Origin of the sequence: Stenotrophomonas panacihumi, assembly GCF_001431645.1 — a bacterium.
Taxonomy (GTDB): Bacteria; Pseudomonadota; Gammaproteobacteria; order Xanthomonadales; family Xanthomonadaceae; genus Stenotrophomonas_A; species Stenotrophomonas_A panacihumi.
The window spans coordinates 97,658-122,349 of the sequence record NZ_LLXU01000050.1; the positions used below are offsets into that span (position 1 = coordinate 97,658).

The 24,692-nt window shown below is 70.1% G+C and carries 28 protein-coding genes; 17 read left to right on the top strand and 11 right to left on the bottom strand.

From position 1 onward, the window contains the following. Positions 1–44 precede the first annotated feature (44 nt). Positions 45–1,325, top strand: coding sequence for an acetyl-CoA C-acetyltransferase (locus ARC20_RS02920; RefSeq protein ID WP_057644040.1), 1,281 nt, complete (start codon positions 45–47; stop codon positions 1,323–1,325). Between the two features lie 93 nt (positions 1,326–1,418). Here the strand turns inward: ARC20_RS02920 and ARC20_RS02925 are convergent, their stop codons facing one another. From ARC20_RS02925 to ARC20_RS02935, 3 genes are all read right to left on the bottom strand, one after another. Then, positions 1,419–2,681: a heme biosynthesis protein HemY gene (locus ARC20_RS02925; RefSeq protein WP_057644042.1), complete on the bottom strand. Its 1,263-nt coding sequence runs from the start codon at positions 2,679–2,681 to the stop codon at positions 1,419–1,421. Continuing rightward, positions 2,678–3,646: a uroporphyrinogen-III C-methyltransferase gene (locus tag ARC20_RS02930; RefSeq protein WP_057644046.1), complete on the bottom strand. Its 969-nt coding sequence runs from the start codon at positions 3,644–3,646 to the stop codon at positions 2,678–2,680. Before ARC20_RS02930 ends, ARC20_RS02925 begins: the two co-directional genes overlap by 4 nt. A 98-nt stretch (positions 3,647–3,744) precedes the next feature. Then, positions 3,745–4,488, bottom strand: a complete 744-nt coding sequence (locus tag ARC20_RS02935) for a uroporphyrinogen-III synthase (protein WP_057644049.1) — start codon at positions 4,486–4,488, stop codon at positions 3,745–3,747. Positions 4,489–4,530: 42 nt separating this feature from the next. Between ARC20_RS02935 and ARC20_RS02940 the strand changes: the two genes are divergently transcribed. The 5 genes from ARC20_RS02940 (at position 4,531) to ARC20_RS02960 (ending at position 7,632) form a co-directional block, all read left to right on the top strand. Continuing rightward, the gene (locus tag ARC20_RS02940) at positions 4,531–5,001 is read left to right on the top strand and encodes a YiiD C-terminal domain-containing protein (protein WP_057644051.1); all 471 of its coding nucleotides are present in this window, start codon (positions 4,531–4,533) and stop codon (positions 4,999–5,001) included. A 32-nt stretch (positions 5,002–5,033) separates the two neighbouring features. Then, positions 5,034–5,459 carry a hypothetical protein gene (locus ARC20_RS02945; protein ID WP_057644054.1) on the top strand — a complete coding sequence of 142 codons (426 nt, stop codon included), beginning with the start codon at positions 5,034–5,036 and terminating at the stop codon, positions 5,457–5,459. A 78-nt stretch (positions 5,460–5,537) separates the two neighbouring features. Continuing rightward, positions 5,538–5,972 carry a rhodanese-like domain-containing protein gene (locus tag ARC20_RS02950; protein ID WP_057644057.1) on the top strand — a complete coding sequence of 145 codons (435 nt, stop codon included), beginning with the start codon at positions 5,538–5,540 and terminating at the stop codon, positions 5,970–5,972. A 96-nt stretch (positions 5,973–6,068) separates the two neighbouring features. Then, positions 6,069–6,584, top strand: coding sequence for a protein-export chaperone SecB (gene secB, locus ARC20_RS02955; RefSeq protein WP_057644061.1), 516 nt, complete (start codon positions 6,069–6,071; stop codon positions 6,582–6,584). Between the two features lie 22 nt (positions 6,585–6,606). After that, positions 6,607–7,632, top strand: coding sequence for an NAD(P)H-dependent glycerol-3-phosphate dehydrogenase (locus tag ARC20_RS02960; protein ID WP_057644063.1), 1,026 nt, complete (start codon positions 6,607–6,609; stop codon positions 7,630–7,632). Between the two features lie 336 nt (positions 7,633–7,968). On the opposite strand, the gene ARC20_RS02965 is transcribed toward ARC20_RS02960, so the two are convergent. From ARC20_RS02965 to ARC20_RS02980, 4 genes are all read right to left on the bottom strand, one after another. After that, positions 7,969–8,550 carry an OmpO family porin gene (locus ARC20_RS02965; RefSeq protein WP_057644065.1) on the bottom strand — a complete coding sequence of 194 codons (582 nt, stop codon included), beginning with the start codon at positions 8,548–8,550 and terminating at the stop codon, positions 7,969–7,971. Between the two features lie 273 nt (positions 8,551–8,823). Further along, entirely contained in the window at positions 8,824–9,381 is a 558-nt protein-coding gene (locus ARC20_RS02970) for an NADPH-dependent FMN reductase (RefSeq protein WP_057644068.1), read from the bottom strand. 55 nt (positions 9,382–9,436) lie between these two features. Then, on the bottom strand, positions 9,437–9,916 hold the full coding sequence (locus ARC20_RS02975) for a tRNA (cytidine(34)-2'-O)-methyltransferase (RefSeq protein WP_057644070.1): 480 nt from the start codon (positions 9,914–9,916) through the stop codon (positions 9,437–9,439). A 50-nt stretch (positions 9,917–9,966) separates the two neighbouring features. Beyond that, entirely contained in the window at positions 9,967–10,431 is a 465-nt protein-coding gene (locus ARC20_RS02980; RefSeq protein ID WP_057644073.1) for an XAC0231 family protein, read from the bottom strand. Positions 10,432–10,831: 400 nt separating this feature from the next. Here ARC20_RS02980 and ARC20_RS02985 point away from each other — a divergent pair, with 400 nt between their 5' ends. From ARC20_RS02985 to ARC20_RS02995, 3 genes are all read left to right on the top strand, one after another. After that, positions 10,832–11,152, top strand: a complete 321-nt coding sequence (locus tag ARC20_RS02985) for a DUF4156 domain-containing protein (RefSeq protein WP_057644076.1) — start codon at positions 10,832–10,834, stop codon at positions 11,150–11,152. A 101-nt stretch (positions 11,153–11,253) separates the two neighbouring features. Next, positions 11,254–12,270 (top strand): 3-oxoacyl-ACP synthase III, encoded by a 1,017-nt coding sequence (locus tag ARC20_RS02990; RefSeq protein ID WP_057644079.1) that lies wholly within the window; start codon positions 11,254–11,256, stop codon positions 12,268–12,270. Positions 12,271–12,373: 103 nt separating this feature from the next. Next, complete coding sequence (locus ARC20_RS02995; protein WP_057644082.1) at positions 12,374–13,273, top strand: alpha/beta fold hydrolase; 900 nt, start codon at positions 12,374–12,376, stop codon at positions 13,271–13,273. Between the two features lie 7 nt (positions 13,274–13,280). Here ARC20_RS02995 and ARC20_RS03000 read toward each other — a convergent pair whose 3' ends face one another. Next, the gene (locus ARC20_RS03000; RefSeq protein ID WP_057644085.1) at positions 13,281–13,667 is read right to left on the bottom strand and encodes a YkgJ family cysteine cluster protein; all 387 of its coding nucleotides are present in this window, start codon (positions 13,665–13,667) and stop codon (positions 13,281–13,283) included. 131 nt (positions 13,668–13,798) lie between these two features. On the opposite strand from ARC20_RS03000, the gene oleC reads away from it, so the two are divergent. The 3 genes from oleC to ARC20_RS17855 all read left to right on the top strand — a co-directional run bounded on the left by oleC (position 13,799) and on the right by ARC20_RS17855 (position 16,680). Further along, the gene (oleC, locus tag ARC20_RS03005; protein ID WP_057644088.1) at positions 13,799–15,451 is read left to right on the top strand and encodes an olefin beta-lactone synthetase; all 1,653 of its coding nucleotides are present in this window, start codon (positions 13,799–13,801) and stop codon (positions 15,449–15,451) included. After that, the gene (gene oleD / locus ARC20_RS03010) at positions 15,448–16,458 is read left to right on the top strand and encodes a 2-alkyl-3-oxoalkanoate reductase (RefSeq protein ID WP_057644091.1); all 1,011 of its coding nucleotides are present in this window, start codon (positions 15,448–15,450) and stop codon (positions 16,456–16,458) included. The genes oleC and oleD overlap by 4 nt, the downstream gene beginning before the upstream one ends. A gap of 63 nt (positions 16,459–16,521) precedes the next feature. Continuing rightward, entirely contained in the window at positions 16,522–16,680 is a 159-nt protein-coding gene (locus ARC20_RS17855) for a DUF1328 domain-containing protein (RefSeq protein ID WP_081418003.1), read from the top strand. A 57-nt stretch (positions 16,681–16,737) separates the two neighbouring features. On the opposite strand, the gene ddlA is transcribed toward ARC20_RS17855, so the two are convergent. Next, the gene (gene ddlA / locus ARC20_RS03015; protein ID WP_057644094.1) at positions 16,738–17,835 is read right to left on the bottom strand and encodes a D-alanine--D-alanine ligase; all 1,098 of its coding nucleotides are present in this window, start codon (positions 17,833–17,835) and stop codon (positions 16,738–16,740) included. Between the two features lie 114 nt (positions 17,836–17,949). Here ddlA and ARC20_RS03020 point away from each other — a divergent pair, with 114 nt between their 5' ends. From ARC20_RS03020 to ARC20_RS03040, 5 genes are all read left to right on the top strand, one after another. Then, positions 17,950–18,591, top strand: coding sequence for a ubiquinone biosynthesis accessory factor UbiJ (locus ARC20_RS03020; RefSeq protein WP_057644097.1), 642 nt, complete (start codon positions 17,950–17,952; stop codon positions 18,589–18,591). Then, the gene (gene ubiB, locus ARC20_RS03025; RefSeq protein WP_057644102.1) at positions 18,588–20,240 is read left to right on the top strand and encodes a ubiquinone biosynthesis regulatory protein kinase UbiB; all 1,653 of its coding nucleotides are present in this window, start codon (positions 18,588–18,590) and stop codon (positions 20,238–20,240) included. Before ARC20_RS03020 ends, ubiB begins: the two co-directional genes overlap by 4 nt. A 7-nt stretch (positions 20,241–20,247) precedes the next feature. After that, entirely contained in the window at positions 20,248–20,856 is a 609-nt protein-coding gene (locus ARC20_RS03030) for an O-methyltransferase (protein ID WP_057644104.1), read from the top strand. Positions 20,857–20,964: 108 nt separating this feature from the next. Beyond that, positions 20,965–21,372 (top strand): GNAT family N-acetyltransferase, encoded by a 408-nt coding sequence (locus ARC20_RS03035; protein WP_057644106.1) that lies wholly within the window; start codon positions 20,965–20,967, stop codon positions 21,370–21,372. Continuing rightward, positions 21,369–22,466, top strand: a complete 1,098-nt coding sequence (locus ARC20_RS03040) for an MBL fold metallo-hydrolase (protein ID WP_057644109.1) — start codon at positions 21,369–21,371, stop codon at positions 22,464–22,466. Before ARC20_RS03035 ends, ARC20_RS03040 begins: the two co-directional genes overlap by 4 nt. A gap of 1 nt (position 22,467) precedes the next feature. Here ARC20_RS03040 and ARC20_RS03045 read toward each other — a convergent pair whose 3' ends face one another. Beyond that, the gene (locus ARC20_RS03045; RefSeq protein WP_057644112.1) at positions 22,468–23,856 is read right to left on the bottom strand and encodes an ATP-binding protein; all 1,389 of its coding nucleotides are present in this window, start codon (positions 23,854–23,856) and stop codon (positions 22,468–22,470) included. Continuing rightward, positions 23,856–24,512, bottom strand: coding sequence for a response regulator transcription factor (locus ARC20_RS03050; protein ID WP_272914583.1), 657 nt, complete (start codon positions 24,510–24,512; stop codon positions 23,856–23,858). Before ARC20_RS03050 ends, ARC20_RS03045 begins: the two co-directional genes overlap by 1 nt. Positions 24,513–24,692 lie beyond the last annotated feature (180 nt).

Here is a 24,692-nt window from a genome sequence, read left to right on the forward strand (position 1 = left end):
TTGTGCAGGCCATGTCCCCGAACCCCTCAAGCCCAGGCCAACCCATGTCCGTCGCCCGTCCCGTCGCCATTCTCGGTGGTGTCCGCATTCCGTTCTGTCGCCAGAACACCGCCTATTCGGATGTCGGCAACCTGGGCATGTCGGTGCGTACGCTGGGCGCGCTGGTCGAGCGCTTCGGCCTGCATGGGCAGCAGCTCGGCGAAGTGGCGATGGGCGCGGTGATCAAGCACTCCAGCGACTGGAACCTCGCGCGCGAAGCGGCGCTGTCTTCGGGCCTGTCGCCGCTGACGCCGGGCATCACGCTGCAGCGCGCCTGCGGCACCTCGCTCGACACCATCGTGCACATCGGCAACAAGATCGCGCTGGGGCAGATCGACTCGGGCATCGGCGGCGGTTCGGACACCACCTCCGACGTGCCGATCGTCTACGGCAAGAAGCTGCGTGCGCGCCTGCTGGCCGCCAACCGTGCCAAGACCACCGGCGACAAGATCAAGGCGATGGTCAGCGGCTTCCGCCTGGGCGAACTGAAGCCCGAGTTCCCCGGCGTGGCCGAGCCGCGCACCGGCAAGAGCATGGGCGACCACTGCGAGGACATGGCCAAGGAATGGAACATCTCGCGCGACTCGCAGGACGAGTGGGCGGTGTCCTCGCACAAGAAGCTGGCCGCCGCCTATGAGCGCGGCTTCTTCGACGACCTGATCGCGCCGTTCCGCGGCGTGAGCCGCGACAACATCCTGCGCCCGGATACCTCGCTGGAGAAGCTGGCCACGTTGAAGCCGGCGTTCGACCGGATTTCCGGCCGCGGCACGCTGACCGCCGCCAACTCCACGCCGCTCACCGACGGCGCCGCCGCCGTGCTGCTGGCCAGCGACGAATGGGCGCGCGCGCATGGCCACGAACCGCTGGCCTACCTGCGCGACGCGCAGGTCGCCGCGGTGGACTTCGTGCATGGCGAAGGCCTGCTGATGGCCCCGACCATCGCCGTGCCGGAGATGCTCAAGCGCCATGGCCTGACGCTGCAGGACTTCGACATCTACGAGATCCACGAAGCCTTCGCGGCGCAGGTGCTGTGCACGCTGCGCGCCTGGGAGAGCGAGGACTACTGCCGCAACCGCCTGGGCCTGGATGCGCCGATGGGCCGCATCGACCCGGCCAAGATCAACCCGCTGGGTTCGTCGCTGGCCACCGGCCATCCGTTCGCGGCCACCGGTGCGCGCATCGTGGCGACGGTGGCGAAGGAACTGAAGGAACGCGGTGGTGGCCGTGCGCTGGTGTCGATCTGCACCGCCGGCGGCATGGGCGTGGTGGCGATCATCGAGCGCTAGTCCGAACCTGCTGCGCAGGCTCGGCCTCGCGGTTTCAGCGCGCCCCCTCGACTAAGGGGGCGCTCGCGTTGAGGCTTGCCAGCGCGCGTGCGATCAGCGCAGGCGCGGCACGCCGTGTTCGTCGCGGTCTTCGGCCACCGCCTGGTCGTGGATCTGCGCACGCAGGTCGCGATGGCCCGCCAGTTCGGCCACGGTCCCGCCGCGCGGCGCATGCAGCGCGTTGCGATAACACTGCGCCGCCAATACCGGCTCGCCCGCCGCGGCGAAACCTTCGCCCAGTTCTTCCCACGCCGGCGCGCCGGCGCCCTGGGCGATCGCGCGATGCAGGAATTCCTCGGCCTGCGACCATTGCTGCTGGTGCCGGGCCAGCCGTGCCAGGGTCAGCAGCAGGCCCGGGCTGGCCGTGTGGGTGGCCAGCCAGCGCTGCGCGCTGGCACGGCGCGAGTCGTACTTCTCCAGCGGCAGTTCGCCGTAGAGCACCGCCAGTTCTTCGTCCCAGCGCGTGTCCAGCGCCTGCTCCAGGCTGCGCAGCGCGGCGTCGTCCCAGTGCAGCGCCGCGGCGCGTCGCGCGTAGGCCCCCACCACCGGCGGTTCGGCGCGCAAGGCCTTGGGCAGCGCTTCCCAGCGTTCGGCGAGCAGGTTGGCGTCGCCGGCCTGCTCCAGCGACAGCGCGGCCAGGCGCAGTTCCAGCGCGCCAAGCGCATCGGGCGACAACACCTGCTGCTGGCGCAACGCGCCGAGCTGGCCGTAGGCCTCGCCGGCACGACCGATCAGCGCCAGCGCCTCGGTGCGCAGCAGCAGCCCGCGCGGCGGCAGCGGCTGCGCGGCCGGGATATCCAGTGCGTTGATGGCATCGACCGGGCGTGCCTGCGCGAGCAGGCGTTCGGCCTGCAGCAGCGCATGGGCGATGGGATCGCGCGTGGCCAGGTCTTGCGCGAGCACCTGCGCGCCACTGGCGTCGGCCCGTGCATCGGCCACGCGGATGGCCAGCGGCAGGGCCACCGGCGCGACTTCTTCGTCCTCCGCGGCCGCCACGAGGGCCTTGCCCGACTTGTTCCACTGGCCGAGTTCATAAGCCCGCAGGCCCTCGATCAGGCGCGCGCGGCCGCGCTTGCTTCGATAGCGGCCCCACGCGCGGAACGGCAGGCTCAGCAGGATCCACAGCACCCACAGCGCGAGCAGCAGGACGACCAGCGCCAGGATCGCCTGCGGCATCGGCGCGATGTAGTCGTTGCCGCCGGCGCGCACCACCACTTCGCCGAGGTCGTAGCGTTGCTGCTGCGACAGCCATTGCGCGGCGACCACGCCCAGCACGACGGCCACCAGCAGGATGAGCAGACTTCTCAATGGCTTCATGGGGCTTGCCTCCCTTCACGCATGGCCTGCAATTGACGCAGGGTGGAACCCAGTTCGGGCATGTCCGGACGCAGCGGCGCCTTGCCCAGGTCGGCCAGCGCGCGACGCTGCGCGCGCAGCGCCGGCGAATCCGGCCACAGCCGCACCAGCCAGGTATCCAGCCGGCGCAGCGCCTGGGCGAAGCCCTGCGCGTCGCCGCGTTCCAGCGCCGCGCGCGCCAGGCTCACCTCGATCTGCAGGGCGTCCTCGGCCGAACGACGTTCGGACGCGGCGATCAGCGTCCCGTTCGAAGGCTGGATGCGCACCAGCGGGGACAACGCGCGTTGCCACCACGGCGATGCGGCATCGCCTTCGTTGTCCACATGGTGCGGCAACGCTTGCAGGCGCGAGATGAAGACGTCCAGTTCGCGCGCCAGCCGCTGCCGCGGGCCGGGGCCGAGTGCATCGAGCGCATTGCGTTCCTGCACCAGCGCCTGGCGCAGGTTGAGATAGGCCGGGTCGTCGATGCCTTGCAGCGTGCCGGCCGCGAGTGCATAGGCGCGGCGCGCGCCGTCGAGGTCGCCGGCGATCGCCAGGCGTTGCTCGCCCTGGTTGAGCAGCAGTTCCACCTCGTCCAGGCGCAGCGCCTGCGCGCCATGGCGCTCGGTGTCGGCGAGGCGTTCGACGGTTTCCTCCAGCAGCGCGCCGCGCTGGCTGAGGCCGAGCATTTCATCGCGCAGGATGCGGTTGGTGGCGGCGGCATCCTGCAGGCGCTGGTTCGCCGCGCGCTGGTCGCGGCGCAACGCGTCCATGTTCTGCTCCAGCGCCGTCCAGCGCTGCACGCGCGCGTCTTCGTCCTGCTGCTGCGCGGCGAGGCGGCTCTGCCATTCGCGCCACCCGAAGCCGGCCGCGAGCGCCAGCACCACCAGCACGAGCAGGGACAGCCACAGCAGCGGTCGGCGGCGCGTGGGCAGGGGGTCGTTCATCGGCACTTCCTCGAAAGCTCTGGCCGCGCGGGGGTTGGGCGGCGCGGCACAGCATGGCGTGGCGCGCGCGCGCCGGGCAAGAGCGCGACGATGCGGATTCAGGCCGAGGCGGCGGCCAGCAGCTGCGCCGGGCGCGGGCCTTCGGCCCGGACGATCCGGCCAAAGCCACGCTCGGCGGCCAGGGCGGCGAGCCGGTCGCTGACGGCGACGACCGGCTGCGCCTGCCAGCGGGCGAGCAGGTCGGCGGGAAGCTGGTCCAGCACGCGCACCAGCGCCTCGCCACTGCTGATCGCCAGCACGGTGGGGCCGGCGAGGGCGCGAAGGCGGCGCACCGTGGCGGGTGACAGGCGCAGGGGCACACGTTCGTAGACGTCGGCGCGCACGACCTCGCTGCCCCGACGCGCCAGTTCCACGGCGATCACCCCGCGCCCCCCCGGGGCCGTCACCAGGCCCACGCGCGCGGCGGCGGCCAGTGCGGGCAGGGCCAGCAGGCCCTCGCTGTCCATGCGCGTGGGCTGCACGACATCCACCACGCCGGCGCGCCGCAGCGCGCGCGCGCTGCCTTCGCCGACCGCCAGCCAGTGAGCGCCGGGCGTCGGCGTCAGCGGGCCCGGCGCCTGTGCCGCGCGCACCGCCGCCGGGCTGGTGAACACCACCACCGGTGCGGCCAGCGCCTGGGCCAGCGCCGCGCGGGTGATGGCGTCCTCTCGCATCTGCAGCCGCCACGGCGAGACGGCCAGCATCGCCAGCCCGTGGCGCGCGGCGGCGCGGCGCATCGCGCCGTGTTCGCCGGCGGGGCGCAGGGAAATCAGCGTGGTGGGCACGTGTGCGGAAGCGGGCATTGCGGGCATTATGCGAGCCCTTCGCCCGTGCGTGCCGTTCCGATGCCGTTGCCAGCGCCCTCCCCCGACGACCTGCGCCAGCTGCAGGCGCACCTGTCCGCCATGCCGCCCGTGGCGGCGATGGGTATCCAGGTCGCCCGCTACGAGGCCGGTTCGCTTTACCTGGAAGCGCCGCTGGCGGCCAACGTCAACGACAAGGACAACGCCTTCGGCGGCAGCCTGGCCTCGCTGATGACCCTGGCGGGCTGGGGATGGGTGAGCCTGCAGCTGCAGCTGGCGGGCCTGCAGGCCGATGTCTACGTGGCCGACAGCCAGCTGCGCTACCTCAAGCCGGTCTACGAGGCGCTGCGGGCCGACGCCGCGCCGGCCGACCCCGCCGAGCGCGACACCTTCCTCGCCACCCTGCGCCAGCGTGGCAAGGCCCGGCTCGGCATGGCCGCGCAGGTGCGCCTGGCCGGCGGCGAGGTCGCCGCGACGTTCGCCGGGCGGTTCGTGGCCATCGCCAAAGGGTAGGATGGCGCCTCGTGACCAGGGGAACAGGTGTGATGCGAAAGGGGATCCGGATCGCGCTGGCGAGCGTGCTGATGCTGCTGGCGGTGTCGTCGATGGCGTCCAGCCGGTCGCAGCGGCGCATCCTTGACGAGGTCCAGGCCGCCTATGCGGCCGCGGTGCGCTGGAACGATTTCGACACCGCCCAGGAAATGCTGGACCCCGAGTACCGCAAGGACCACCCGCAGTCGGACCTGGAGCGCGCGCGCTACGAACAGGTGCAGATCTCCGGCTACCGCGAGCTGCGCGCCGGCAATGGCGCCACCGACAACGAGGTCTTCCGTGACGTCGAACTGCGGGTGATCAACCGCAACACCCAGGCCGAGCGCACGGTCCGCGTCCGCGAGACCTGGCGCTGGGACCCGGAAGCCAAGCAGTGGTGGCTCGCCTCGGGCCTGCCGGACCTGTGGCGGGGCGAATAAGGCCCCCGGCCGCCCCGTCCCGTCCCCGTCTTCGGGCTGTGCGACAATCGCCGCCCGCTCACCAGACCCCCTGAAGCCGTGAATTTCGAAGAACTGCTGGCCTTTGCCGGGCGCAACCCGTTCCTGTCGATCGTTTTCGTTGGCCTGACCATCGCCATCGTCTATACCGAGATCGCCCGCCTGTTCCGCGGTTTCGCCGGCATCAAGCCCGCCGAACTGACCCGCCTGATGAACGCGGACAACGCGGTGGTGGTGGACCTGTCGGCCGGCGCGGACTTCGAGAAGGGCCACATCGCCGGCAGCCGCAACGTGCAGGTCGCCCAGTTCGGCCCGGAACACAAGTCGGTCGCCGAGGCGAAGCAGAAGCCGGTCGTGCTGGTGTGCCGCACCGGCAACTCGACCGCCGCGGCCAAGCAGCTCAAGAAGGCCGGCTTCGAGAAGGTCTACGTGCTGGAGGGTGGTATCCCGGCATGGCAGCAGGCCGAATTGCCCCTGGTGAAGGGCCGCGCCTGACCCCATTGCTGCCTGAGCGCCGCGTGCCGGCGCCCCCCGCGACAGGCATGTGATAATCCCGATTCATCAACGAAATCAGCTCTACTGGAGTAAGAAATGTCCGACGAAACCAACAACGGCGCCGTGGCGCCGGCCGACGCCGCTGCCGGCCCCGCGTTCACCATCGAAAAGATCTACGTCAAGGACGTTTCGTTCGAGTCCCCGAACGCGCCTGCCGTGTTCAACGAGGCCGTGCAGCCGGAGCTGCAGCTCAACCTCAACCAGAAGGTGCAGCGCCTGAACGAGAACGCGTTCGAGGTGGTGCTGGCGATCACCCTGACCTGCAGCGCCGGCGGCCGTACCGCGTACGTGGCCGAAGTGCAGCAGGCCGGCGTGTTCGGCCTGGTCGGCCTGGAGCCGCAGGCGATCGACGTGCTGCTCGGCACCCAGTGCCCGAACATCCTGTTCCCGTACGTGCGCAGTCTGGTCAGCGACCTGATCCAGGCCGGCGGCTTCCCGCCGTTCTACCTGCAGCCGATCAACTTCGAGGCGCTGTACGCCGAGAGCCTGCGCCAGCGCGCGCAGGGCGGCGAGCCCTCGCTGGCTGATTCGGAGCCGGCCGGCAACGCCTGAGCGTTGACTGGCTGATCCTCGGATGAGCGATCAAAAGCAGAAAATCGCCGTCCTCGGCGCCGGCTCCTGGGGCACCGCGCTCGCCGCGCTGGTGTCGCGGCATGGTCATCCGACCGTGCTGTGGGGCCGCGACGCGGCGGTGATCGAGGCGATCGACCGCCAGCACGAGAACCCGCGCTACCTGCCGGGCATCGCGCTGCCGGACGGCCTGCGCGCCACCACCGACCTGGCGTCGGCGGTGGAGGGCGCGGGCTGGATCCTGGTGGTGGTGCCTTCGCATGCGTTCACCGAGACGGTGCGCACGCTGGCGCCGCTGCGTCCGCAAGGCGCGGGCGTGGCGTGGGCGACGAAGGGCTTCGAGCCGGGCTCGGGCCGCTTCCTGCACGAGGTGGCCGGGGAAATCCTCGGCGATGCGGTGCCGCTGGCGGTGGTGACCGGTCCTTCCTTCGCGAAGGAAGTGACCCTGGGCCTGCCGACGGCGATCACCGTGCATGGCGACGACGCCGAGTTCGCGCAGCAGGTGGCCGAGGCGATGCACGGTCCGACGTTCCGCGCCTATACCGGCGATGACATGGTCGGTGCGGAGCTGGGCGGCGCGATGAAGAACGTGCTGGCCGTGGCCACCGGCGTGGCCGATGGCATGCAGCTCGGGCTCAATGCGCGCGCTGGCCTGATCACGCGCGGCCTCAACGAGATGCTGCGGCTGGCGGCGGTGATCGGGGCGCGCCCCGAGACGCTGATGGGCCTGGCCGGGTTGGGCGACCTGGTGCTGACGTGCACGGGCGATCTGTCGCGCAATCGTCGGCTGGGCCTGGCGCTGGGCCGTGGGCAGAGCCTGGGCGATGCGGTGCGCGAGATCGGGCAGGTGGTCGAGTCCGTGCAGACGGCCGACGAGGTGATGCGGCAGGCCGAGGCACATGGCATCGAGCTGCCAATCTCCAACGCGGTGCGCGCGGTATTGCATGGCGAGCTGACGCCGGAAGCCGGGTTGCGGGGGTTGCTGGCGCGGGAGCAGAAGCCGGAGTATCCGGCTACGTTGTTCCAGTAAGCGCGTTCTTGCGATTGGGGAATGGATGAGCCTGGCTTCGGCCGGGCTTTTTCGTTTTTTGTGCGCTTTGCACGCTCGGGGGCTATCGCGCGGCGTCCGGACGCAGGGCCCTTTCGGGACACGCCGTGAACCCATCCATGGGGGCTCGTCGGCGACATCCATGTCGCCAACGGTCCCGAAAGGGCCCTGCCCCCGGACGCCCGATAACTTCCTGTGTGCTGACCGGAAGTCAAAAGCGCGGCGTCTGCTGGTTCGGGTGGGCAAAAAAAAGAAGCCCGGCATGGCCGGGCTTCGGGTTGCGACACGGGAGAGAGCGTGTCGCGCCTTGCGTTGTACTTACCAGCTCAGGCGCGGGCCGACCGACCACTGGACGTCGCCGTTGTCGGTGTACATCTTGACGTCGCCGCTCAGCGCCCAGTTCTTGTTGAAGTTGAACTGGCCACCCAGGCGGCCGTAGAACTCGCCTTCCGGGTTGATGTTGTCGCGCTTGGCGTAGTCTTCGTAACCGGCCAGCAGGTAGGCCGAGAAACGCGGGCCGAAGGAGTTGTTGACGCCCACTTCAGTGGCCCAGCCGTTGAAATCCTTCCCGTAATGTTCCGGATCCCAGTTCTGGTAGGACACGCGCGCCAGCAGGTCGGTGCTGTTGCTGATCGCGTAGTTGTAGCCCAGGCCCACGTTCCACTGGTTCACGTCCAGGTCGCCCGCGCCATCGAACTTCTGCTTGGCATAACCGGCGAAGACGTGGAAGTTCGGGTGGAACGCGTAGGAACCCTTGATGCCCCAGCCATCGGCGTCCGGGCCGTCGACGTTGGTCTTGATGTAGTCGCCTTCCACATAGTTGTAGGAGATGTTGTCGGCGGCGGAAGCGGCGAACGGGAGGGCGGCCAGCAGGCCCAGGGCAAGCAACGAAGTCTTCATTGGGTATTACCTGTTCTTTATTGTTGGTGGTCGGCGCTGAGGCGGATGCCGTTCGCTGCCGACATGTAAATTCTCTGTTATTCGCCTCAATCGCCACTGAATTTCTGCATGAGTGCAGCGTTAACCGCGTGCGTTGTTCAGCGCGCGATCCTTGTTTATTTCGAGGCAAAAGCGCACGCGGGCGCGTTGCAGATCGCGCGATGGCGAAGCAATCCGAAATTTCTTAGAAGCGTGCGCATGGCGCGCACGCGAACGCGGATGACGCGCGGCGGATCAGCGTCCGAGCGTGGAAAAGCGCGCGAAGCCCTGCAGGAAATCGGCCAGGCGCTGGCGCGTGACCGGGTCGGAAAGTTGCCCCTGTGCGTCGATGAGCTGTGCGGCATGCGAGACCATCAAACGGCCACCGGCCCACTGGCGCGTGCCGAGCGTGCGCAGGATCGGCAACCATGCCGCCTGCGAGAGCTGCGTGCCGAAGCCGCCCGGCGAGGCGCCGATCACCGCGAAGGGACGGTCGCCGAAGACGCGGGCGATGTCGCTGGACGGGCGCGACAGCCAGTCGATCGCGTTCTTGAACACGCCAGGCACGCCGTTGTTGTACTCCGGGGTGACCAGCAGCACGCCGTCGGCGGCGACGATCTTTTCCTTCAACACGGCCACCGCCTCGGGCACGCCCTCGCGCTGTTCGACGTCGCCGTCGTACAGCGGAATGCCGTGCAGGGTCACGCCTTCCAGTTCGATGCCGTCACCGGCGACATCTACCGCGGCACGCAGCAGGGCGGTGTTGAACGAGCCAGCGCGCAGGCTGCCGGAAATGCCGAGGAGACGGGCCATGGGAAGTTCGTTGCGGAAGGGGTGCGGCGATTATGCAGTGCCCCGCGCGCAGCGCTCACTGCCCGCCGGCAAACCCGAGCTGTCGCCAGGCTTCGAACACGACCACGGCCACACTGTTGGACAGATTGAGGCTGCGGTTGTCCGGGCGCATCGGCAGGCGCAGGCGCTGTGGCTCGGGAATCGCGTCGAGCACGTCGGCGGGCAGGCCGCGGGTTTCGGCGCCGAACAGGAAGGCATCACCGGGCGCGAAGGCGCAGGTGTCATAGCGCACCTGGCCGCGGGTACTCAGCGCGAAGAGGCGCTTGGGGGCGATCTGGGCCAGGGCGGTGGCAAGGTCCGGGTGGACCTGCAGGCTGGCATATTCGTGATAGTCCAGGCCGGCGCGCTTGAGCTGGCGATCGCTCAGGTCGAAACCGAGCGGTTCGATCAGGTGCAGCCGCGCGCCGGTGTTGGCGCAAAGGCGGATCACGTTGCCCGTGTTGGGCGGAATTTCCGGCTGGTACAGCAGTACATCGAAGAAGGGCGGCTCGCTCATCGGCGAATTCTAGCCGCCACCGGCCGGCCTGGCAGGCCGACCGGCAGGGCTCAGAACTGCGCCTGGACGCGGACCATCTCACCCAGCAGGGCTTCCAGCTGGCTCGGCGACGGCTGCAGGTGCGGCACCGGCAGGTTGACGATGACCTGGCCCAGCAGGGCGGCGATCGACGCGCTGGTGGCGTCGGCGCTGGCGACCGGGGTGGCGGCGTTGTCCAGCTCGGCGCGCTGTTCGGCCGAAGGACGCACCTCGACCGAGGCCAGGGTCACGACGCGCTGGGCGGCAGCCTGCTCGGCCTGCAGTTCCAGGATCTGGCCGACGGTCGGGCGAACCTGCACGGCAGCCAGCGTCGGGATGTCGCTGTTGAGTTCGTGTTCGCGCTGGGCGATCTGCTCGGCGGACGGGCGGACCTGCACGGCGTCCAGGGTGTTGATCGTGGCGGCCTGGGCACTCATCGAACCGAAAACCGAACCGGCGGCGAGGGCGAGGGCGACGCTCAGAGACTTGGTGTTCATGACGGTACCTGTTGTGGTGTGGGTGAGCGGTGGTGTGGTAGTAAGGTAGTACACCAGATCAGACGGGTCAAGCGGAATTTCAGATTTCTTGATTTTGTTCAGCGTTTGGTCAGGTTGGTTTTGGTTCTTCCCGGCCACGCCAAGTACAGAGCAGGACGCGTGCCAACTCCAGGTGATTGATTCCAATGGCTTTTCAGCGTGAGGAAAGTGTCCGCTGTCCGGACACCGCGGCCGCCGAACGCTGTCCGGACGTTCCCGAGGGGTGTACTACCTGGCCTGACATTCCGGCCCCCGGTGGGCCACTCCAAAGCGCCGGATCCCCATGCGCCAGCTGACCTGCCTTGCCAAATCAACTGGCTGCGGCACAATCCTGTTCTCCTTTCTTACGACTGCCGCCCGCATGCGCGTCCTGATTGCCGCCAGCCTGATTTCCCTCGCCGCTGCCGCCTGCACCTGGGTGCCGATCGAACCGGATGGCAAGGCGGTCCGCGTGATCCCGCCGGGCGCCGTGCCGGCCAACTGCCAGCAGAAGGGCGAGGTCGTGGTGTCGGTGAAGAACAAGGTCGGCTTCTACAACCGCAACCCCCTGCGCGTGCAGGAAGAACTGGAAACCCTGGCCCGCAACGAGGCCCCCAGCGCCGGCGCCAACGCCGTCCAGGCCGAGGGCCAGCCGGCCGACGGCAGCCAGCGCTTCAACGCTTATCTGTGCAGCGGACGCTGAACCGTTGTGCCCGGGGGCGCTCCCGGGCCTTGTAAAGATGCGGTGAAGGCTGGCAGGGGCTAGAATGGCGCCCCCTCGCCTGACGCCGTGGCGCTACTTCGATGCTCTTCAAGAACGTTTCCATTGCGGGACTCGCGCATGTCGATGCGCCGCACACGCTGACGTCCCAGGAAATCAACGCGCGCCTGCAGCCGACCTACGACCGGCTCGGCATCAAGACCGACGTGCTCGGCGACATCGCCGGCATCCACGCCCGCCGCCTGTGGGACGCGGACGTGCAGGCCTCCGACGCCGCCACCGCCGCCGCGCGCAAGGCGATGGACGATGCCGGCATCACCGCCGACCAGGTCGGCCTGCTGGTGAACACCTCGGTCAGCCGCGACTACCTGGAGCCTTCGACGGCCAGCATCGTCTCCGGCAACCTCGGCGTCGGCGACCACTGCATGACTTTCGACGTCGCCAACGCCTGCCTGGCCTTCATCAATGGCATGGACATCGCCGCGCGCATGCTTGAGCGTGGCGAGATCGACTACGCGCTGGTCGTCGATGGCGAGACCGCGAACCTGGTCTATGAAAAGACCCTGGAGCGCATGACCTCGCCGAACGTCACCGAGCAGGAGTTCCGCGACGAACTCGCCGCCCTGACCCTGGGCTGCGGCGCGGCCGCGATGGTGATGGCGCGCAAGGAGCTGGTGCCCGACGCCCCGCAGTACCGCGGCGGCGTGACCCGCTCGGCGACCGAGTTCAACAAGCTGTGCCGCGGCAACCTGGACCGCATGGTCACCGACACCCGCATGCTGCTGATCGAAGGCATCAAGCTGGCGCAGAAGACCTTCATCGCCGCCAAGCAGGCGCTGGGCTGGGCGGTGGACGAACTGGACCAGTTCGTCATCCACCAGGTCAGCCGCCCGCACACCGCCGCGTTCGTGAAGTCCTTCGGCATCGACCCGGCCAAGGTCATGACGATCTTCGGCGAGCACGGCAACATCGGCCCTGCCTCGGTGCCGATCGTGCTGAGCAAGCTCAAGGAGCTGGGCCGCCTGAAGAAGGGCGACCGCATCGCCCTGCTCGGCATCGGCTCGGGCCTGAACTGCTCGATGGCCGAAGTGGTGTGGTAACCCGCCGCGCGCCGCTGGCCGGCGCGCGAACCCGGGGCTGCACCGCAAGACGAACGCCCGCGCCGCAAGCCGCGGGCGTTTCATTGTCCGCAAGAGGAATCCGATGACCGCCACCCCCGCCCTGCCCGGCTATCCGGCGCACCCGCAGCGTTTCGAGGTCCGCCCCGGCCTGTCGATGTCCTACCTGGACGAAGGCCCGCGCGACGGCGAGGTGGTGGTGATGCTGCACGGCAATCCGTCGTGGAGCTACCTGTGGCGCAACCTGGTGGCCGGGCTGAGCGACCGCTACCGCTGCATCGTGCCGGACCACATCGGCATGGGCCTGTCCGACAAGCCGGACGACAGCCGCTACGAATACACCCTGCAATCGCGCGTGGACGACGTCACCGCGCTGCTCGACCACCTCGGCATCACCGGCCCGATCACCCTGGCCGTGCACGACTGGGGCGGCATGATCGGCTTCGGCTGGGCGCTCTCGCACGCCGCGCAGGTCAAGCGGCTGGTCGTCACCAACACCGCCGCGTTCCCGATGCCGGCCGCCAAGCGGATGCCGTGGCAGATCGCGCTGGGCCGCGACTGGAAGATCGGCGAATGGATCATCCGCGGCTTCAACGCGTTCTCCGCCGGCGCCTCGTGGATCGGCGTGGAGCAGCGCATGCCCGCCGACGTGCGGCGCGCGTATGTCGCCCCGTACGACACCTGGGCCCATCGCATCGCCACCATCCGCTTCATGCAGGACATCCCGCTCTCGCCGGCCGACCGCGCGTGGCCGCTGCTGGAAGCCGCCGGCAAGGCGCTGCCGGGCTTCGCCGACCGCCCGGCGTTCATCGGCTGGGGCCTGAAGGATTTCGTCTTCGACCGCCACTTCCTCGACGGCTTCCGCGCCGCGCTGCCGAACGCCGAAGTGCAGGCCTTCGACGATGCCGGCCACTACGTGCTGGAAGACAAGGCGAAGGTGCTGGTGCCGGCGATCCGCGCGTTCCTGGACCGCCATCCGCTGTAAGCGCGGCTCAGTATTCGGGCAGGGGATTGCGCTGCGCGTCGTCCACGCCGATCCAGTCCGCCGCGCCCAGCGGCGGCAAGCCATACGCCGCCCGCGACCGGTCGCACTGTTCGCTGCGTTGGTCGCCGAACTCCAGCGACGCCGGCACCTGCGCGCACACCGCCGGCCGGCGGTCGTGGATGGTGCAGCGGCTATGGCGCCCGATGTCCGCGTCCAGCGCGATGCAGCGCGGCTGGGCCTGCGAGGTGCCGCGCATGACGCGCTCGTGCGCCCGCAGCGAATCGGTCAGTTCGACCGGCACCCGTCCGCCCAGGCTGGGCTCGGCCTCGCTCCAGTGGAGGCTGACCCGGAAGTGGGCGCAGCAGGCACCGCAGGAGAGGCAGGGATGCGCCATGGGCGTGGAGGACAGGAAAGAGGCGGCGGCATTCTGCCGGAACCCGTGCCGGGCGCAAGTCGGCGGCGTTCAGTGGCCGCCGCCGGGCGATGGAGACGACACGAACGCGGGCGCGCGGCGATAATCCCCCGATGATCCCACCGTGCAACATTGCGGCGACGCTGCCGGAACTGGCGCGTACGCAGCCGCAGCAGATCGCCATCCGTTGCCCCGGCCGTCGCGGTGCCGACGGCATGGCGCGCTACGACCTTACCTTGACCTATGCCGAGCTGGACCAGCGCAGCGACGCCATCGCCGCCGGCCTGGCCCGCTACGGCATCGGCCGCGGCACGCGCACGGTGGTGATGGTGCGGCCTTCGCGCGAGTTCTTCCTGCTGATGTTCGCGCTGTTCAAGGCCGGCGCGGTGCCGGTGCTGGTGGACCCGGGCATCGACCGTCGCGCGCTGCGGCAGTGCCTGGACGAGGCCGAGCCGGAGGCGTTCATCGGCATCCCGCTGGCGCAGCTGGCGCGGCGCCTGCTGGGCTGGGCGCGCTCGGCCACGCGCATCGTCACCGTGGGCAGGCGCTGGGCGTGGGGCGGCACCACGCTGGCGAAGATCGAGCGCGAGGGCAGCGCGGCGGGCAGCCAGCTGGCCGATACCGCGCCGGACGACGTCGCCGCCATCCTGTTCACCAGTGGCTCCACCGGCGTGCCGAAGGGCGTGGTGTATCGCCACCGCCATTTCGTCGGCCAGATCGAACTGCTGCGCAACGCCTTCGGCATGCTGCCCGGCGGCGTGGACCTGCCGACCTTCCCGCCCTTCGCGTTGTTCGACCCCGCGCTGGGCCTGACCTCGGTGATCCCGGACATGGACCCGACGCGCCCGGCCCAGGCCGACCCGCGCCGGCTGCACGACGCCATCGCACGCTTCGGCATCACCCAGCTGTTCGGCTCGCCCGCGCTGATGCGCGTGCTGGCCGATCATGGCCAGCCGCTGCCCACCGTCACCCGCGTGACCTCCGCCGGTGCGCCGGTGCCGCCGGAAGTAGTGGCGAAGATGCGCGCGCTGTTGCCGGAGGACGCGCAGTTCTGGACGCCCTATGGCGCCACCGAATGCCTGCCGGTGGCGGTGATCGAAGGCCGCGAACTGGAGCGCACCCGCGAGGCGACCGAGGCCGGCGCGGGCACCTGCGTGGGCCGCGTGGTGCCGCCGAACGAGGTGCGCATCATCGCCATCGACGATGCGCCGATCCCGCAGTGGGAAGGCGTGCGCGAACTGCCTGCCGGCGAAGTCGGCGAGATCACCGTCGCCGGACCCACCGCCACCGACACCTATTACCACCGCGATGCCGCCACCGCCGTGGCGAAGATCCGCGAACGCTCGCCCGAGGCCGCCGAACGCGTCGTGCACCGCATGGGCGATGTCGGCTACTTCGACGCCGAAGGCCGGTTGTGGTTCTGCGGCCGCAAGACCCAGCGCGTGGAAACCGCCGCCGGGCCGATGTACACCGAGCAGGTCGAGCCGGTGTTCAACACCGTGCCGGGCATCCGCCGCACCGCGCTGGTCGGCGTGGGCACGCCCGGCGCGCAACAGCCGGTGCTGTGCTACGAGCTGCTGCCCGGCGCGCAGGGCGAGGGCATGGCGCAACGCCTGCGCGAGCGCGCCGAAGCTTTCCCGCACACCCAGGCGCTGACGCGCTTCCTCGTCCACCCGGGTTTCCCGGTCGATATCCGCCACAACGCCAAGATCGGCCGCGAACAGCTCGCGCGCTGGGCCACCGAACAACTGGAGCGCAACGCATGAAGATCCTGGTCACCGGCGGCGGTGGTTTCCTTGGCCAGGCGTTGTGCCGCGGGCTGGTCGAACGCGGGCACGAAGTGCTGAGCTTCAACCGCGGCCATTACCCGGCGTTGCAGGCGCTGGGCGTGGGCCAGATCCGTGGCGACCTCGCCGATGCCGACGCCGTGCGCCACGCCATCGCCGGCGTGGACGCGGTCTTCCACAATGCGGCCAAGGCCGGCGCGTGGGGCAGCTACGAGAGCTACCACCTCGCGAACGTGGTCGGCACCGAGAACGTGCTCGCCGCGTGCCGGGCCGCCGGCGTCGGCAAGCTGGTGTACACCTCCACGCCGAGCGTGACCCATCGCGCCACGCATCCGGTCGAAGGGCTGGATGCCAGCCAGGTGCCTTACGGCGAAGACTTCCAGGCGCCGTATGCGGCGACCAAGGCCATCGCCGAACGCGCGGTGCTCGCCGCCAACAGCGCCACGCTCGCCACCGTGGCGCTGCGCCCGCGCCTGATCTGGGGCCCGGGCGACAACCAGATCGTGCCGCGCCTGGCCGAACGCGCGCGCGCCGGCCGCCTGCGCCTGGTCGGCACCGGCGAGAACCGCGTGGACACCACCTATATCGACAACGCCGCGCAGGCGCACTTCGATGCGTTCGAGCACCTGGCCGTGGGCGAGGCCTGCGCCGGCAAGGCGTATTTCATTTCCAACGGCGAACCGCTGCCGATGCGCGAGCTGATCAACCGCCTGCTCGCCGCCGCCGGCGCACCGCCGGTGACCCAGTCGATCTCGTTCAAGACGGCCTACCGCATCGGCCGCGCGTGCGAAATCCTGTGGCCGCTGCTGCGCCTGAAGGGCGAGCCGCCGATGACGCGCTTCCTCGCCGAGCAGCTGTGCACCGCGCACTGGTACGACATGGGCCCGGCCAAGCGCGACTTCGGCTACGTGCCGCGCGTCAGCATTGACGAGGGCATCACAAGGCTGAAGTCCTCATTTGCCGCCCACGCCGCCATCACCGATTGAAGACCGCGGCAAACCGATGATGTCAACGCGCCGATCCGGCCCGTCAACCTCTTCGGGAACGCCATGCTGCACTACGCCATCGTCTTCTTCGTCATCGCCATCATTGCCGCAGTGCTGGGCTTCAGCGGCATCGCCGGTGCCGCCACCAACATCGCCTGGATCCTGTTCGTCGTGTTCCTGATCCTGGCGGTGATCTCGATGTTCCGCCGCGGCCGCGTCTAGTCGAAGCGGTTGCAGGCTGGCCGGCGCATCTTCGGATGCGCCGGCCCTGCAGGGCGGTCAGCCGACCGTGCTGCGCAGTTGGGCATCGGCGCGATGGCGCTCGATCGCCAGTTCCACCAGCCGCGTGATCAGTCCGCGGTACGTCACGCCACTGGCACCCCACAGCTTCGGATACATGCTGATGCGGGTGAAGCCCGGCAGGGTGTTGATCTCGTTGATGACGATCCGTCCCTCCGCCGTCAAGAACACGTCCACCCGCGCCAACCCGGCGCATTCCAGCGTTTCATAGGCACGCAACGCGATCGCGCGGATGCGCTGCTGGGTGTCCTCGTCGATGGCCGCCGGCACCACCACTTCCGCGCCGGTCTCGCTGATGTACTTGGTGTCGTACGAATAGAACTCGTCGTGCACCACCACCTCGCCGCACACGCTCGCCTCCGGCGCCTCGTTGCCGAGCACGGCGCATTCGATCTCGCGCCCGACGATGGCCGATTCCACCAGCACCTTGTGGTCGAAGGAGAACGCCAGCGCCACGGCCTGCGCGAATTCCGTGGCATCGCGCACCTTGCTCACGCCGACCGAAGAACCCTGGTTGGCTGGCTTCACGAACAACGGCAGGCCCAGTTGCGCGCTGATCGCGGCGAAGTCCGCGGTATCGGCGTCGCGCCGGCGCAGGGTGACGAACGGCGCCACGTCCAGGCCGGCGTCGCGCAGCAGGCGCTTGGCGACGTCCTTGTCCATCGACACCGCCGAACCGAGCACGCCGGAGCCCACGAACGGCAGGTTCGCCATGCGCAGCAGGCCCTGCAGCGAGCCGTCCTCGCCCAGCGTGCCGTGCACGATGGGGAACACCACGTCGATCTGCGCCAGCGCCGAGGCCGGCTGCAGCGCCTGCAGCTGCTGTGCCTCGCGACCGGGCACCAGCGCCACGCCCTGGCCGGAGCGGTGCAGGGCGATGCGGGCCGGGTCCTCGGCATTGAGCAGGTAGTCGCCCAGGTCGTTGATGTGCCACTGGCCCTGCTTGTCGATGCCGATCAGGGTCACCTCGAAGCGGTCGGGGTCGAGCGCGTCGACGATGTTCCTGGCCGACTGCAACGACACCTCGTGCTCGGCCGACTTGCCGCCGAAGATGAGGCCTACCCGGATCTTGCCCATTGCACCACCGCCTTTGCGCGAAACGAAAGCGCATAGCATGCCCCCATTCCACCGGGCGCGCCGAAGCGCCGCGTGCACGGCGAACCGGTGGGCGCAGCCGCTAGAATGGCGGCCATGCCTGCTTTCCCCCTGCCCAACCTCAAACCGCTGGCCGGCCGCGCGCTGGAAGCGGCGCTCAACCGCGCGCTGGCGCTGGACCCGGACACCCGCACCGCCGTGCAGGCCCTGGACGGGCAGCGCATCGAGATGACGCTGGAGGCCCCGGCCCTGGCGCTGCAGATCCGCGTGGAGGGCGACCGCCTGCGGGTGGGCCCGGTGGACCGTTCCAGCGAGCCGGACCTGGCCGTGCGCAGCACGCTGGGCGGGCTGCTGTCCCAGTTGCCGCTGCTGGCGCAGTCCGCGCGCGGGGCCACGCCGGGGGGGCGCATGCGCGTCTCCGGCGATGCCGAACTGGCGCGCCGCCTGCAGCAGCTGGCCAGCCGCTTCGATCCGGACTGGCAGCTGCCGTTCGTCGCCGTGTTCGGCGAGGTGATCGGCGTGCAGGTCGCGCAGGCCGCGCGCGGTGCCTTGCGCCAGGCGCGCGTGCTGGCAAGCGGCCTGGCCCGCGACGCCGCCGAGTACGTCACCGAGGAGTCGCGCGACGTCGTGCCGCGCGGCGAGCTCGACGCCTTCCACGACGACGTGGATCACCTGCGCGATGACGTCGAACGCCTCGCCGCGCGGGTGTCGCGCCTGCGCGCGGGAGGTGCGGCATGAAGGCCTTCTTCCGCGCCAGCCGCATCGGCCGGGTGGTGCTGCGCTATCGCCTGGACGACCTGCTCGAAGACACGCCCGCCGGCCGCTGGCTGCGCCTGGCCAAGCCCTTCGTGCCGCGCGCGCCGGCCGCCATCGCGGCGCAGTCGCGTGGCGCGCGGCTGCGCCTGGCGTTGCAGGACCTGGGCCCGATCTTCGTCAAGTTCGGGCAGATCCTCTCCACCCGCCGCGACCTGGTGCCGCCGGACGTCGCCGACGAGCTGACCCTGCTGCAGGACCGCGTGCAGCCGTTCGACGGGCAGACCGCGCGCGCCATCGTCGAGCAGGCGCTGGGGCAGCCGGTCGAAACCGCGTTCGCCAGCTTCGACACCACGCCGCTGGCCTCCGCCTCGATCGCCCAGGTGCACGCGGCGACGCTGCACGATGGCCGCCAGGTGGTGGTCAAGGTGCTGCGCCCGACCATCGAAAGGCAGATCGACGCCGACATCGCGCTGCTCAAGTCACTCGCCGCGCTGGTGGACCGTACCCACCCGCGCGCGGAGAAGATCCGCCCGCGCGAAGTCGTGGCCGAGATCGAGAACACCCTGGCCGCCGAGCTCGACCTGCAGCGCGAAGGCGCCAACGCCAGCGTGCTGCGGCGCTTCTGGCTGGGCTCGGACGACCTGTACGTGCCGGAGGTGATCTGGACGCACACCGCCGAGCGCGCGCTGACGCTGGAACGCGTGTACGGCATCCCCTCCGACGACATCGCCGCGCTCGACGCCGCCGGCATCGACCGCAAGGTGCTCGCCGCCAAGGGCGTGCGCGTGTTCTACACGCAGGTGTTCCGCGACAATTTCTTCCACGCCGACGCGCACGCCGGCAACATATGGGTGGACAGCGACCCGGAGCGCCGCCTCAACCCGCGCTTCATCGCGCTGGACTTCGGCATCATGGGCCAGCTCTCGCAGGAGGATCAGTACTACCTCGCCGAGAACTTCATGGCCATCTTCAACCGCGACTACCGGCGCATCGCCGAGCTGCACGTGGAGGCGGGCTGGATGCCGTCCAACGTGCGCATCGACGAGCTGGAAGCCGCCGCGCGCTCGGTGTGCGAGCCGTACTTCACCCGGCCGCTGTCGCAGATTTCGCTGGCCGAGGTGCTGCTCAAGCTGTTCCGCGTGGCCCAGCGCTACCAGCTCACGCTGCAGCCGCAGTTGATCCTGCTGCAGAAGACCCTGCTCAACATCGAAGGCGTCGGGCGCCAGCTGGATCCGCAGCTGGACATCTGGGCGGTGGCGCGGCCAGTGCTCGAACGCATCCTCATCGAACGCTACAGCCCGCGCCGCGCGCTGAAGGAACTGCGCAAGCGCCTGCCGGAGCTGATGACCCACGCGCCGGACATGCCGCGCCTCGTGCACGCGTGGCTGCGCCAGCAGGTCGAGGGCCAGCACCGGGTGGACGTACGCTCGCAGGAACTGCGCGCGCTCGACCGCAGCGTGCGCCTGCTGCAGCGGCGCGCGGTGATGGCGATCACCGGCGTCGGCCTGCTGGTGTGCGCGGCCGTGCTGCACGGCCTGCACGGCGATGCGCGGCAGGGCGCGACGCTGTGGATCTGGGCCAGTGGCATTGCCGGCGCCGTGTCGCTGGCGGCGGCGTGGTTCAAGCGCTGAGGCCGCGGTGCCCGACGACCTCGCCCGGCTGAAGGCGGAACTGGCGGCGTTCGGCGCCGCCCACGATGCCGCCGCCACCACGCGTGGCGAGCGCATGCTCAACATCACGCCGGATACCGGCGAATTCCTTGCCGTGCTGGTGCGCGCCACGCGGGCGCGGCGCATCGTCGAGATCGGCACCTCCAACGGCTATTCCACGCTGTGGCTAGCCGAGGCGGCGCAGGTGCAGGGTGGCCACGTCATCACCCTCGAACGCGATGCCGGCAAGGTGGCGATGGCACGCGAGAACTTCATCCGCGCGCGGCTGAGCCCCGTCATCACGCAATGGCAGGGCGATGCGGGCGATTGGCTCGCCGCCGCGCCGGCCGCCTCGATGGACTTGCTGTTCCTGGATTCCCACCGCGCCGCCTATGCCGGCTGGTGGCCCTGGATCGACCGCGTGCTGCGCCCCGGCGGCCTGCTGGTCGTCGATAACGCGGTGTCGCACGCCGAAGAGATGGCGCCCCTGCGCGCGCTGCTCGATGCCGCGCCCGGCTATGCGGTCTCGCTCGTGCCGGTGGGCAAGGGCGAGTTGCTCGCGGTTAAGCCCGGTGGCCAGGTCTTAAAGGGTTCTTAAAGCGCGCCGCGCACCCTGTCCCGGTGGGCGTACGCCATGCCCCTGGAGATCGCTGATGACGTCGCAATGGAATTCCTCGCCGCTGGCCTTCCGCAAGGAGGGATCCGCATGATCGCGCTGGTCCTGGACGTGTTGCCCTCGGCGCGCCGCGCGATGCCCGAATGGGCACTCGAACGCGTCGACGCCGACGCCCTGCCGCGGGTGTGGGCGCTGTGCCGCGAGGCCTCCGAGTTGCCGCTGCCCGCGCATGCACCGCTGCCGTTGCGCGAAGCGCTGCTCGACGCACCCTATCGCGCATGGGCCTGGCTGGCGCGCAGCGATGGCCGCGATGTCGGCGTGCTGGTCGCCAGCGTCGGCCTGGACCTGCCCGGCGGCGAGTACGGCCTGCGCATCGACGGCCTGTACGTCAAACCCGCCTGGCGCGGCTGTGGCATCGGCGAAGGCCTGCGCCTGCACGCGCAGCGCGTGGCCGATGACATGGGCTGCGCGCGCGTGCACTGGCCGGCCGCGCCATGAAACGCCGCTGGCTCTGGATCTCCCTCTCCCTCGTCCTTGCCACAGGAATCACCGGCATGTCGGTTTCAGGTTCTGCTGTCGAATATCCGTTGTCCCCGCAATTCCAGGAAGGCCGCTTCCGCAACGCCGCCGAGCCCCGCATGCCGGAAGGCAAGGAAACCGTTTCGCTGTGGTGGAAGTTCCTCACCGGCAAGCAGCCGGGCACGCGCCCGTCTTCGCCGATCCCGGTCAGCCCGATCACCGCCGAGGTCCTCGCCGCCGCGAAGGAAGGCGAGCTGTTCCGGCTGGGCCATTCCACCGTGCTGATGCGCCTGGACGGCGGCTGGTGGATCACCGACCCGGTGTTCTCCGATCGCGCCTCGCCGGTCGGCTGGGCCGGCCCCAAGCGCTTCCAGCCGCCGATGCTCGCGCTGGAAGACCTGCCGCCGCTGAAGGGCGTGCTGATCTCGCACGACCACTACGACCACCTCGACAAGGCCACGATCATCGCGCTGGCCAAGCGCGCCGAAACGTTCGTCACCCCGCTGGGCGTGGGTGACCTGATCCAGCGCTGGGGCGTGCCGGCCGCGCGCATCCACCAGCTCGACTGGTGGCAGGCCTACACCGCCGGCCAGATCACCTTCACCGCCACCCCGGCGCAGCACTTCTCCGGGCGCGGGCTGTTCGACCGCGACCGTCGGCTGTGGGCCTCGTGGGCGATCCGCACACCGGACCTCAACCTGTTCTTCAGCGGCGACAGCGGCTACTTCGACGGTTTCGCCGAGATCGGCCGCCGCCTGGGGCCGTTCGACCTCACGCTGGTGGAATGCGGCGCGTACGACCCGCTGTGGTCCGGCGTGCACATGCTGCCCGAGCAGACCGTGCAGGCGCATATCGACCTGCGCGGCCGCTGGCTGGTGCCGATCCACAACAGCACCTTCGACCTGGCCTTCCACGACTGGTACGCGCCGATGGAGCAGGTGCTCGCCGCCGCGCGCCAGCGCCAGGTAGCCATCGCGATGCCGCTGCTGGGGCAGGCGGTCGACCCGCGCCAGCCGCCGCCGTTGCGGATGTGGTGGCGCGGCGCCTCGGGCCGCGAGCTGGCGGCGGAGTAAGTCAGTTGGCGGTGGTTTCGCCCTGCAGGGCGAAACGCACCGCGATGCATAGCCCGCGGCCCTGCAGGCCGGGGCCGGTTTCGATACGCGCGCCGTGGTGGCGCGCGATGCGGGCCACCAGCGACAACCCCACGCCGCTGCCGCGCTCGCCGTTGCCGGTGCTGCCGCGGAAGAAGCGGTCGAAGATGCGCTCGCGTTCGTGCTCCGGCACGCCGGGGCCGTCGTCGCGCACGCGCAGCACCGCCTCGCCGGCCACCGGGTCGGCGTGGCAGCAGATCTCGATGCGGCCACCTTCGCCGCAGTAGCGCACCGCGTTGTCGACCAGGTTGCGCAGCAGGATGCCGAGGTCGTCCACGTCGGCGCAGACCGGCGCTTCCTCCACCGTCAGCACCAACGTCTGGTGGCGGCGCTCTGCCATCGCCTCGAATTCGCGCGCGACCATCGTGGCCACGTCCGAGAGCTCGACGATCGCCTCGCGGCCTTCGTTGCGCGAGGCTTCCAGCCGCGCCGAATCGAGCAGCTGCTGGGCCAGCCGGGTGATGCGCTCGATGCCGCCGTGCAGCCGCTGCAGTGCCTCGCGCGTCTGCGCCGGGTCGGTGGCGCGCATGGCCAGCTCGGTCTGGGTCTGCAGCGCGGCCAGCGGCGTGCGGATCTCGTGCGCCGCTTCGGCCAGGAACTGCCGTTCGCGCTGCATGCCCACGCCCAGCCGGCCGAGCAGGTCGTTGAACGAGCGCACCAGCGGCAGGATCTCGCGCGCGATGCCGGCGGTGGGCAGCGGGGTGAGGTCGAGCGGCTCGCGCGCGGCCATGCCGTCGCGCAGGCGGTGGGTCGAGCGCAGGCTCCAGCTCACCGCCAGCCAGATCGCCAGCGCGAAGGCCAGCAGCACGCCGATGGCGGAGATCAGGCTTACCCGGATCCAGTGCGCCAGCTCCGCTTCCACCTGCGATTGCGCAAGGCCCACCTGCACCTGCACGCGGCCTTCGGCGTCGGTGACGGCGTACACGCGCCAGCGATCGCCGGCGGTCTGCACGTGGCCGAAGCCGGGCTGGAAATCCGGCTTGAGCGGCGTGATGGGCGCCTTGCGCGAGGCCACCACGCGCTCGCCGGTAGCCAGGCTCCACACCTGGAAACGGATCTTGTCGAATTCGCGCGTGGGCGCGGCGGCGAGCGTGGGCGGCAGTTCCAGGTAGCCGGCGCTGCCGACGTCGGCGATGTTGCGCGGCATCGACAGCAGCACCTGCTCGGCCACCTCGCGCAGCAGCAGGTCGCCCTGCCGGCTCTGCTGCCGGCTGACCTGGTCGTGCTGGCACAGCAGCCAGATGAGCCAGCCGCCGAGGATCACCGCCATCAGCGTCTTGAGCAGCTTGAGTTTCAGCGAGGGATGGCGCATCAGCCGATCCGGTAGCCGATGCCGTGCACGGTGACGATGAAGTCGTCGCCGAGCTTGCGCCGCAGCTGGTGCACGTACACCGCGATGGTGTTGCTCTCCAGCGTGCCGCCTCCGCCGTAGACCTGCGCCTCCAGCGCCTCGCGCGACACCGCGCGGCCGCGGCGTTCGAGCAGCGCCACCAGCGTGCGGTACTCATGCGCGCCCAGGCGCACGGCCACGCCGTCGCGCTCGACATTGCGCGAGGCCGGATCCACCCGCACGCCTTGCCATTCCAGCGCCGGCGTCACCCGGCCCTGGCTGCGCCGCACCACCGCGCGCAGGCGCGCGCACAGCTCGTCGCTCTGGAAGGGCTTGACCAGGTAGTCGTCGGCACCCGCGTCCAGGCCGCTGATGCGGTCGCTCAGCTGGTCGCGCGCGGTGATGATCAGCACCGGCGTGGGGTCGTAGCGCTGGCGCATTGCGCGCAGCACGTCCAGGCCGGAGCCCTGCGGCAGGCCGAGGTCGAGCAGCACCGCCGCATAGCCGTGTTCGACCAGCGCCAGCCGGGCCTGGGCGACATCGCGCGCGCGGTCCACTGCCCAGCCGTCGCCGGCCAGCGCTTCGGCCAGCGCATCGCCGAGCATGGCGTCGTCTTCCACGAGCAACAGTTGGGACAAGGACACGGCCAGGCAGGGGAATGCCGCGATGGTAGAGGTAAAGCTTTAAGCGATTCTTAAGCGGCTGCCATGACGCGGCGCGGGCGGGCCCGGATAATGGGCGGGTGAACGCCATTCCCGACATCGACAGCCCCGAGGCCGTCTTCCCGCCCGAGCCCGCCCCCGCGCCGCGTCATGGCA

Bases quoted from the DNA above. Each gene is read 5' to 3' on its own strand.
- ARC20_RS02920 (WP_057644040.1), top strand. From the start codon at position 45: ATGTCCGTCGCCCGTCCCGTCGCCATTCTCGGTGGTGTCCGCATTCCG.
- ARC20_RS02925 (WP_057644042.1), bottom strand. From the start codon at position 2,681: ATGAAGCCATTGAGAAGTCTGCTCATCCTGCTGGTGGCCGTCGTGCTG.
- ARC20_RS02930 (WP_057644046.1), bottom strand. From the start codon at position 3,646: ATGAACGACCCCCTGCCCACGCGCCGCCGACCGCTGCTGTGGCTGTCC.
- ARC20_RS02935 (WP_057644049.1), bottom strand. From the start codon at position 4,488: ATGCCCGCTTCCGCACACGTGCCCACCACGCTGATTTCCCTGCGCCCC.
- ARC20_RS02940 (WP_057644051.1), top strand. From the start codon at position 4,531: ATGCCGTTGCCAGCGCCCTCCCCCGACGACCTGCGCCAGCTGCAGGCG.
- ARC20_RS02945 (WP_057644054.1), top strand. From the start codon at position 5,034: ATGCGAAAGGGGATCCGGATCGCGCTGGCGAGCGTGCTGATGCTGCTG.
- secB (WP_057644061.1), top strand. From the start codon at position 6,069: ATGTCCGACGAAACCAACAACGGCGCCGTGGCGCCGGCCGACGCCGCT.
- ARC20_RS02960 (WP_057644063.1), top strand. From the start codon at position 6,607: ATGAGCGATCAAAAGCAGAAAATCGCCGTCCTCGGCGCCGGCTCCTGG.
- ARC20_RS02965 (WP_057644065.1), bottom strand. From the start codon at position 8,550: ATGAAGACTTCGTTGCTTGCCCTGGGCCTGCTGGCCGCCCTCCCGTTC.
- ARC20_RS02970 (WP_057644068.1), bottom strand. From the start codon at position 9,381: ATGGCCCGTCTCCTCGGCATTTCCGGCAGCCTGCGCGCTGGCTCGTTC.
- ARC20_RS02975 (WP_057644070.1), bottom strand. From the start codon at position 9,916: ATGAGCGAGCCGCCCTTCTTCGATGTACTGCTGTACCAGCCGGAAATT.
- ARC20_RS02980 (WP_057644073.1), bottom strand. From the start codon at position 10,431: ATGAACACCAAGTCTCTGAGCGTCGCCCTCGCCCTCGCCGCCGGTTCG.
- ARC20_RS02985 (WP_057644076.1), top strand. From the start codon at position 10,832: ATGCGCGTCCTGATTGCCGCCAGCCTGATTTCCCTCGCCGCTGCCGCC.
- ARC20_RS02990 (WP_057644079.1), top strand. From the start codon at position 11,254: ATGCTCTTCAAGAACGTTTCCATTGCGGGACTCGCGCATGTCGATGCG.
- ARC20_RS02995 (WP_057644082.1), top strand. From the start codon at position 12,374: ATGACCGCCACCCCCGCCCTGCCCGGCTATCCGGCGCACCCGCAGCGT.
- ARC20_RS03000 (WP_057644085.1), bottom strand. From the start codon at position 13,667: ATGGCGCATCCCTGCCTCTCCTGCGGTGCCTGCTGCGCCCACTTCCGG.
- oleC (WP_057644088.1), top strand. From the start codon at position 13,799: ATGATCCCACCGTGCAACATTGCGGCGACGCTGCCGGAACTGGCGCGT.
- oleD (WP_057644091.1), top strand. From the start codon at position 15,448: ATGAAGATCCTGGTCACCGGCGGCGGTGGTTTCCTTGGCCAGGCGTTG.
- ARC20_RS17855 (WP_081418003.1), top strand. From the start codon at position 16,522: ATGCTGCACTACGCCATCGTCTTCTTCGTCATCGCCATCATTGCCGCA.
- ddlA (WP_057644094.1), bottom strand. From the start codon at position 17,835: ATGGGCAAGATCCGGGTAGGCCTCATCTTCGGCGGCAAGTCGGCCGAG.
- ARC20_RS03020 (WP_057644097.1), top strand. From the start codon at position 17,950: ATGCCTGCTTTCCCCCTGCCCAACCTCAAACCGCTGGCCGGCCGCGCG.
- ubiB (WP_057644102.1), top strand. From the start codon at position 18,588: ATGAAGGCCTTCTTCCGCGCCAGCCGCATCGGCCGGGTGGTGCTGCGC.
- ARC20_RS03035 (WP_057644106.1), top strand. From the start codon at position 20,965: ATGATCGCGCTGGTCCTGGACGTGTTGCCCTCGGCGCGCCGCGCGATG.
- ARC20_RS03040 (WP_057644109.1), top strand. From the start codon at position 21,369: ATGAAACGCCGCTGGCTCTGGATCTCCCTCTCCCTCGTCCTTGCCACA.
- ARC20_RS03045 (WP_057644112.1), bottom strand. From the start codon at position 23,856: ATGCGCCATCCCTCGCTGAAACTCAAGCTGCTCAAGACGCTGATGGCG.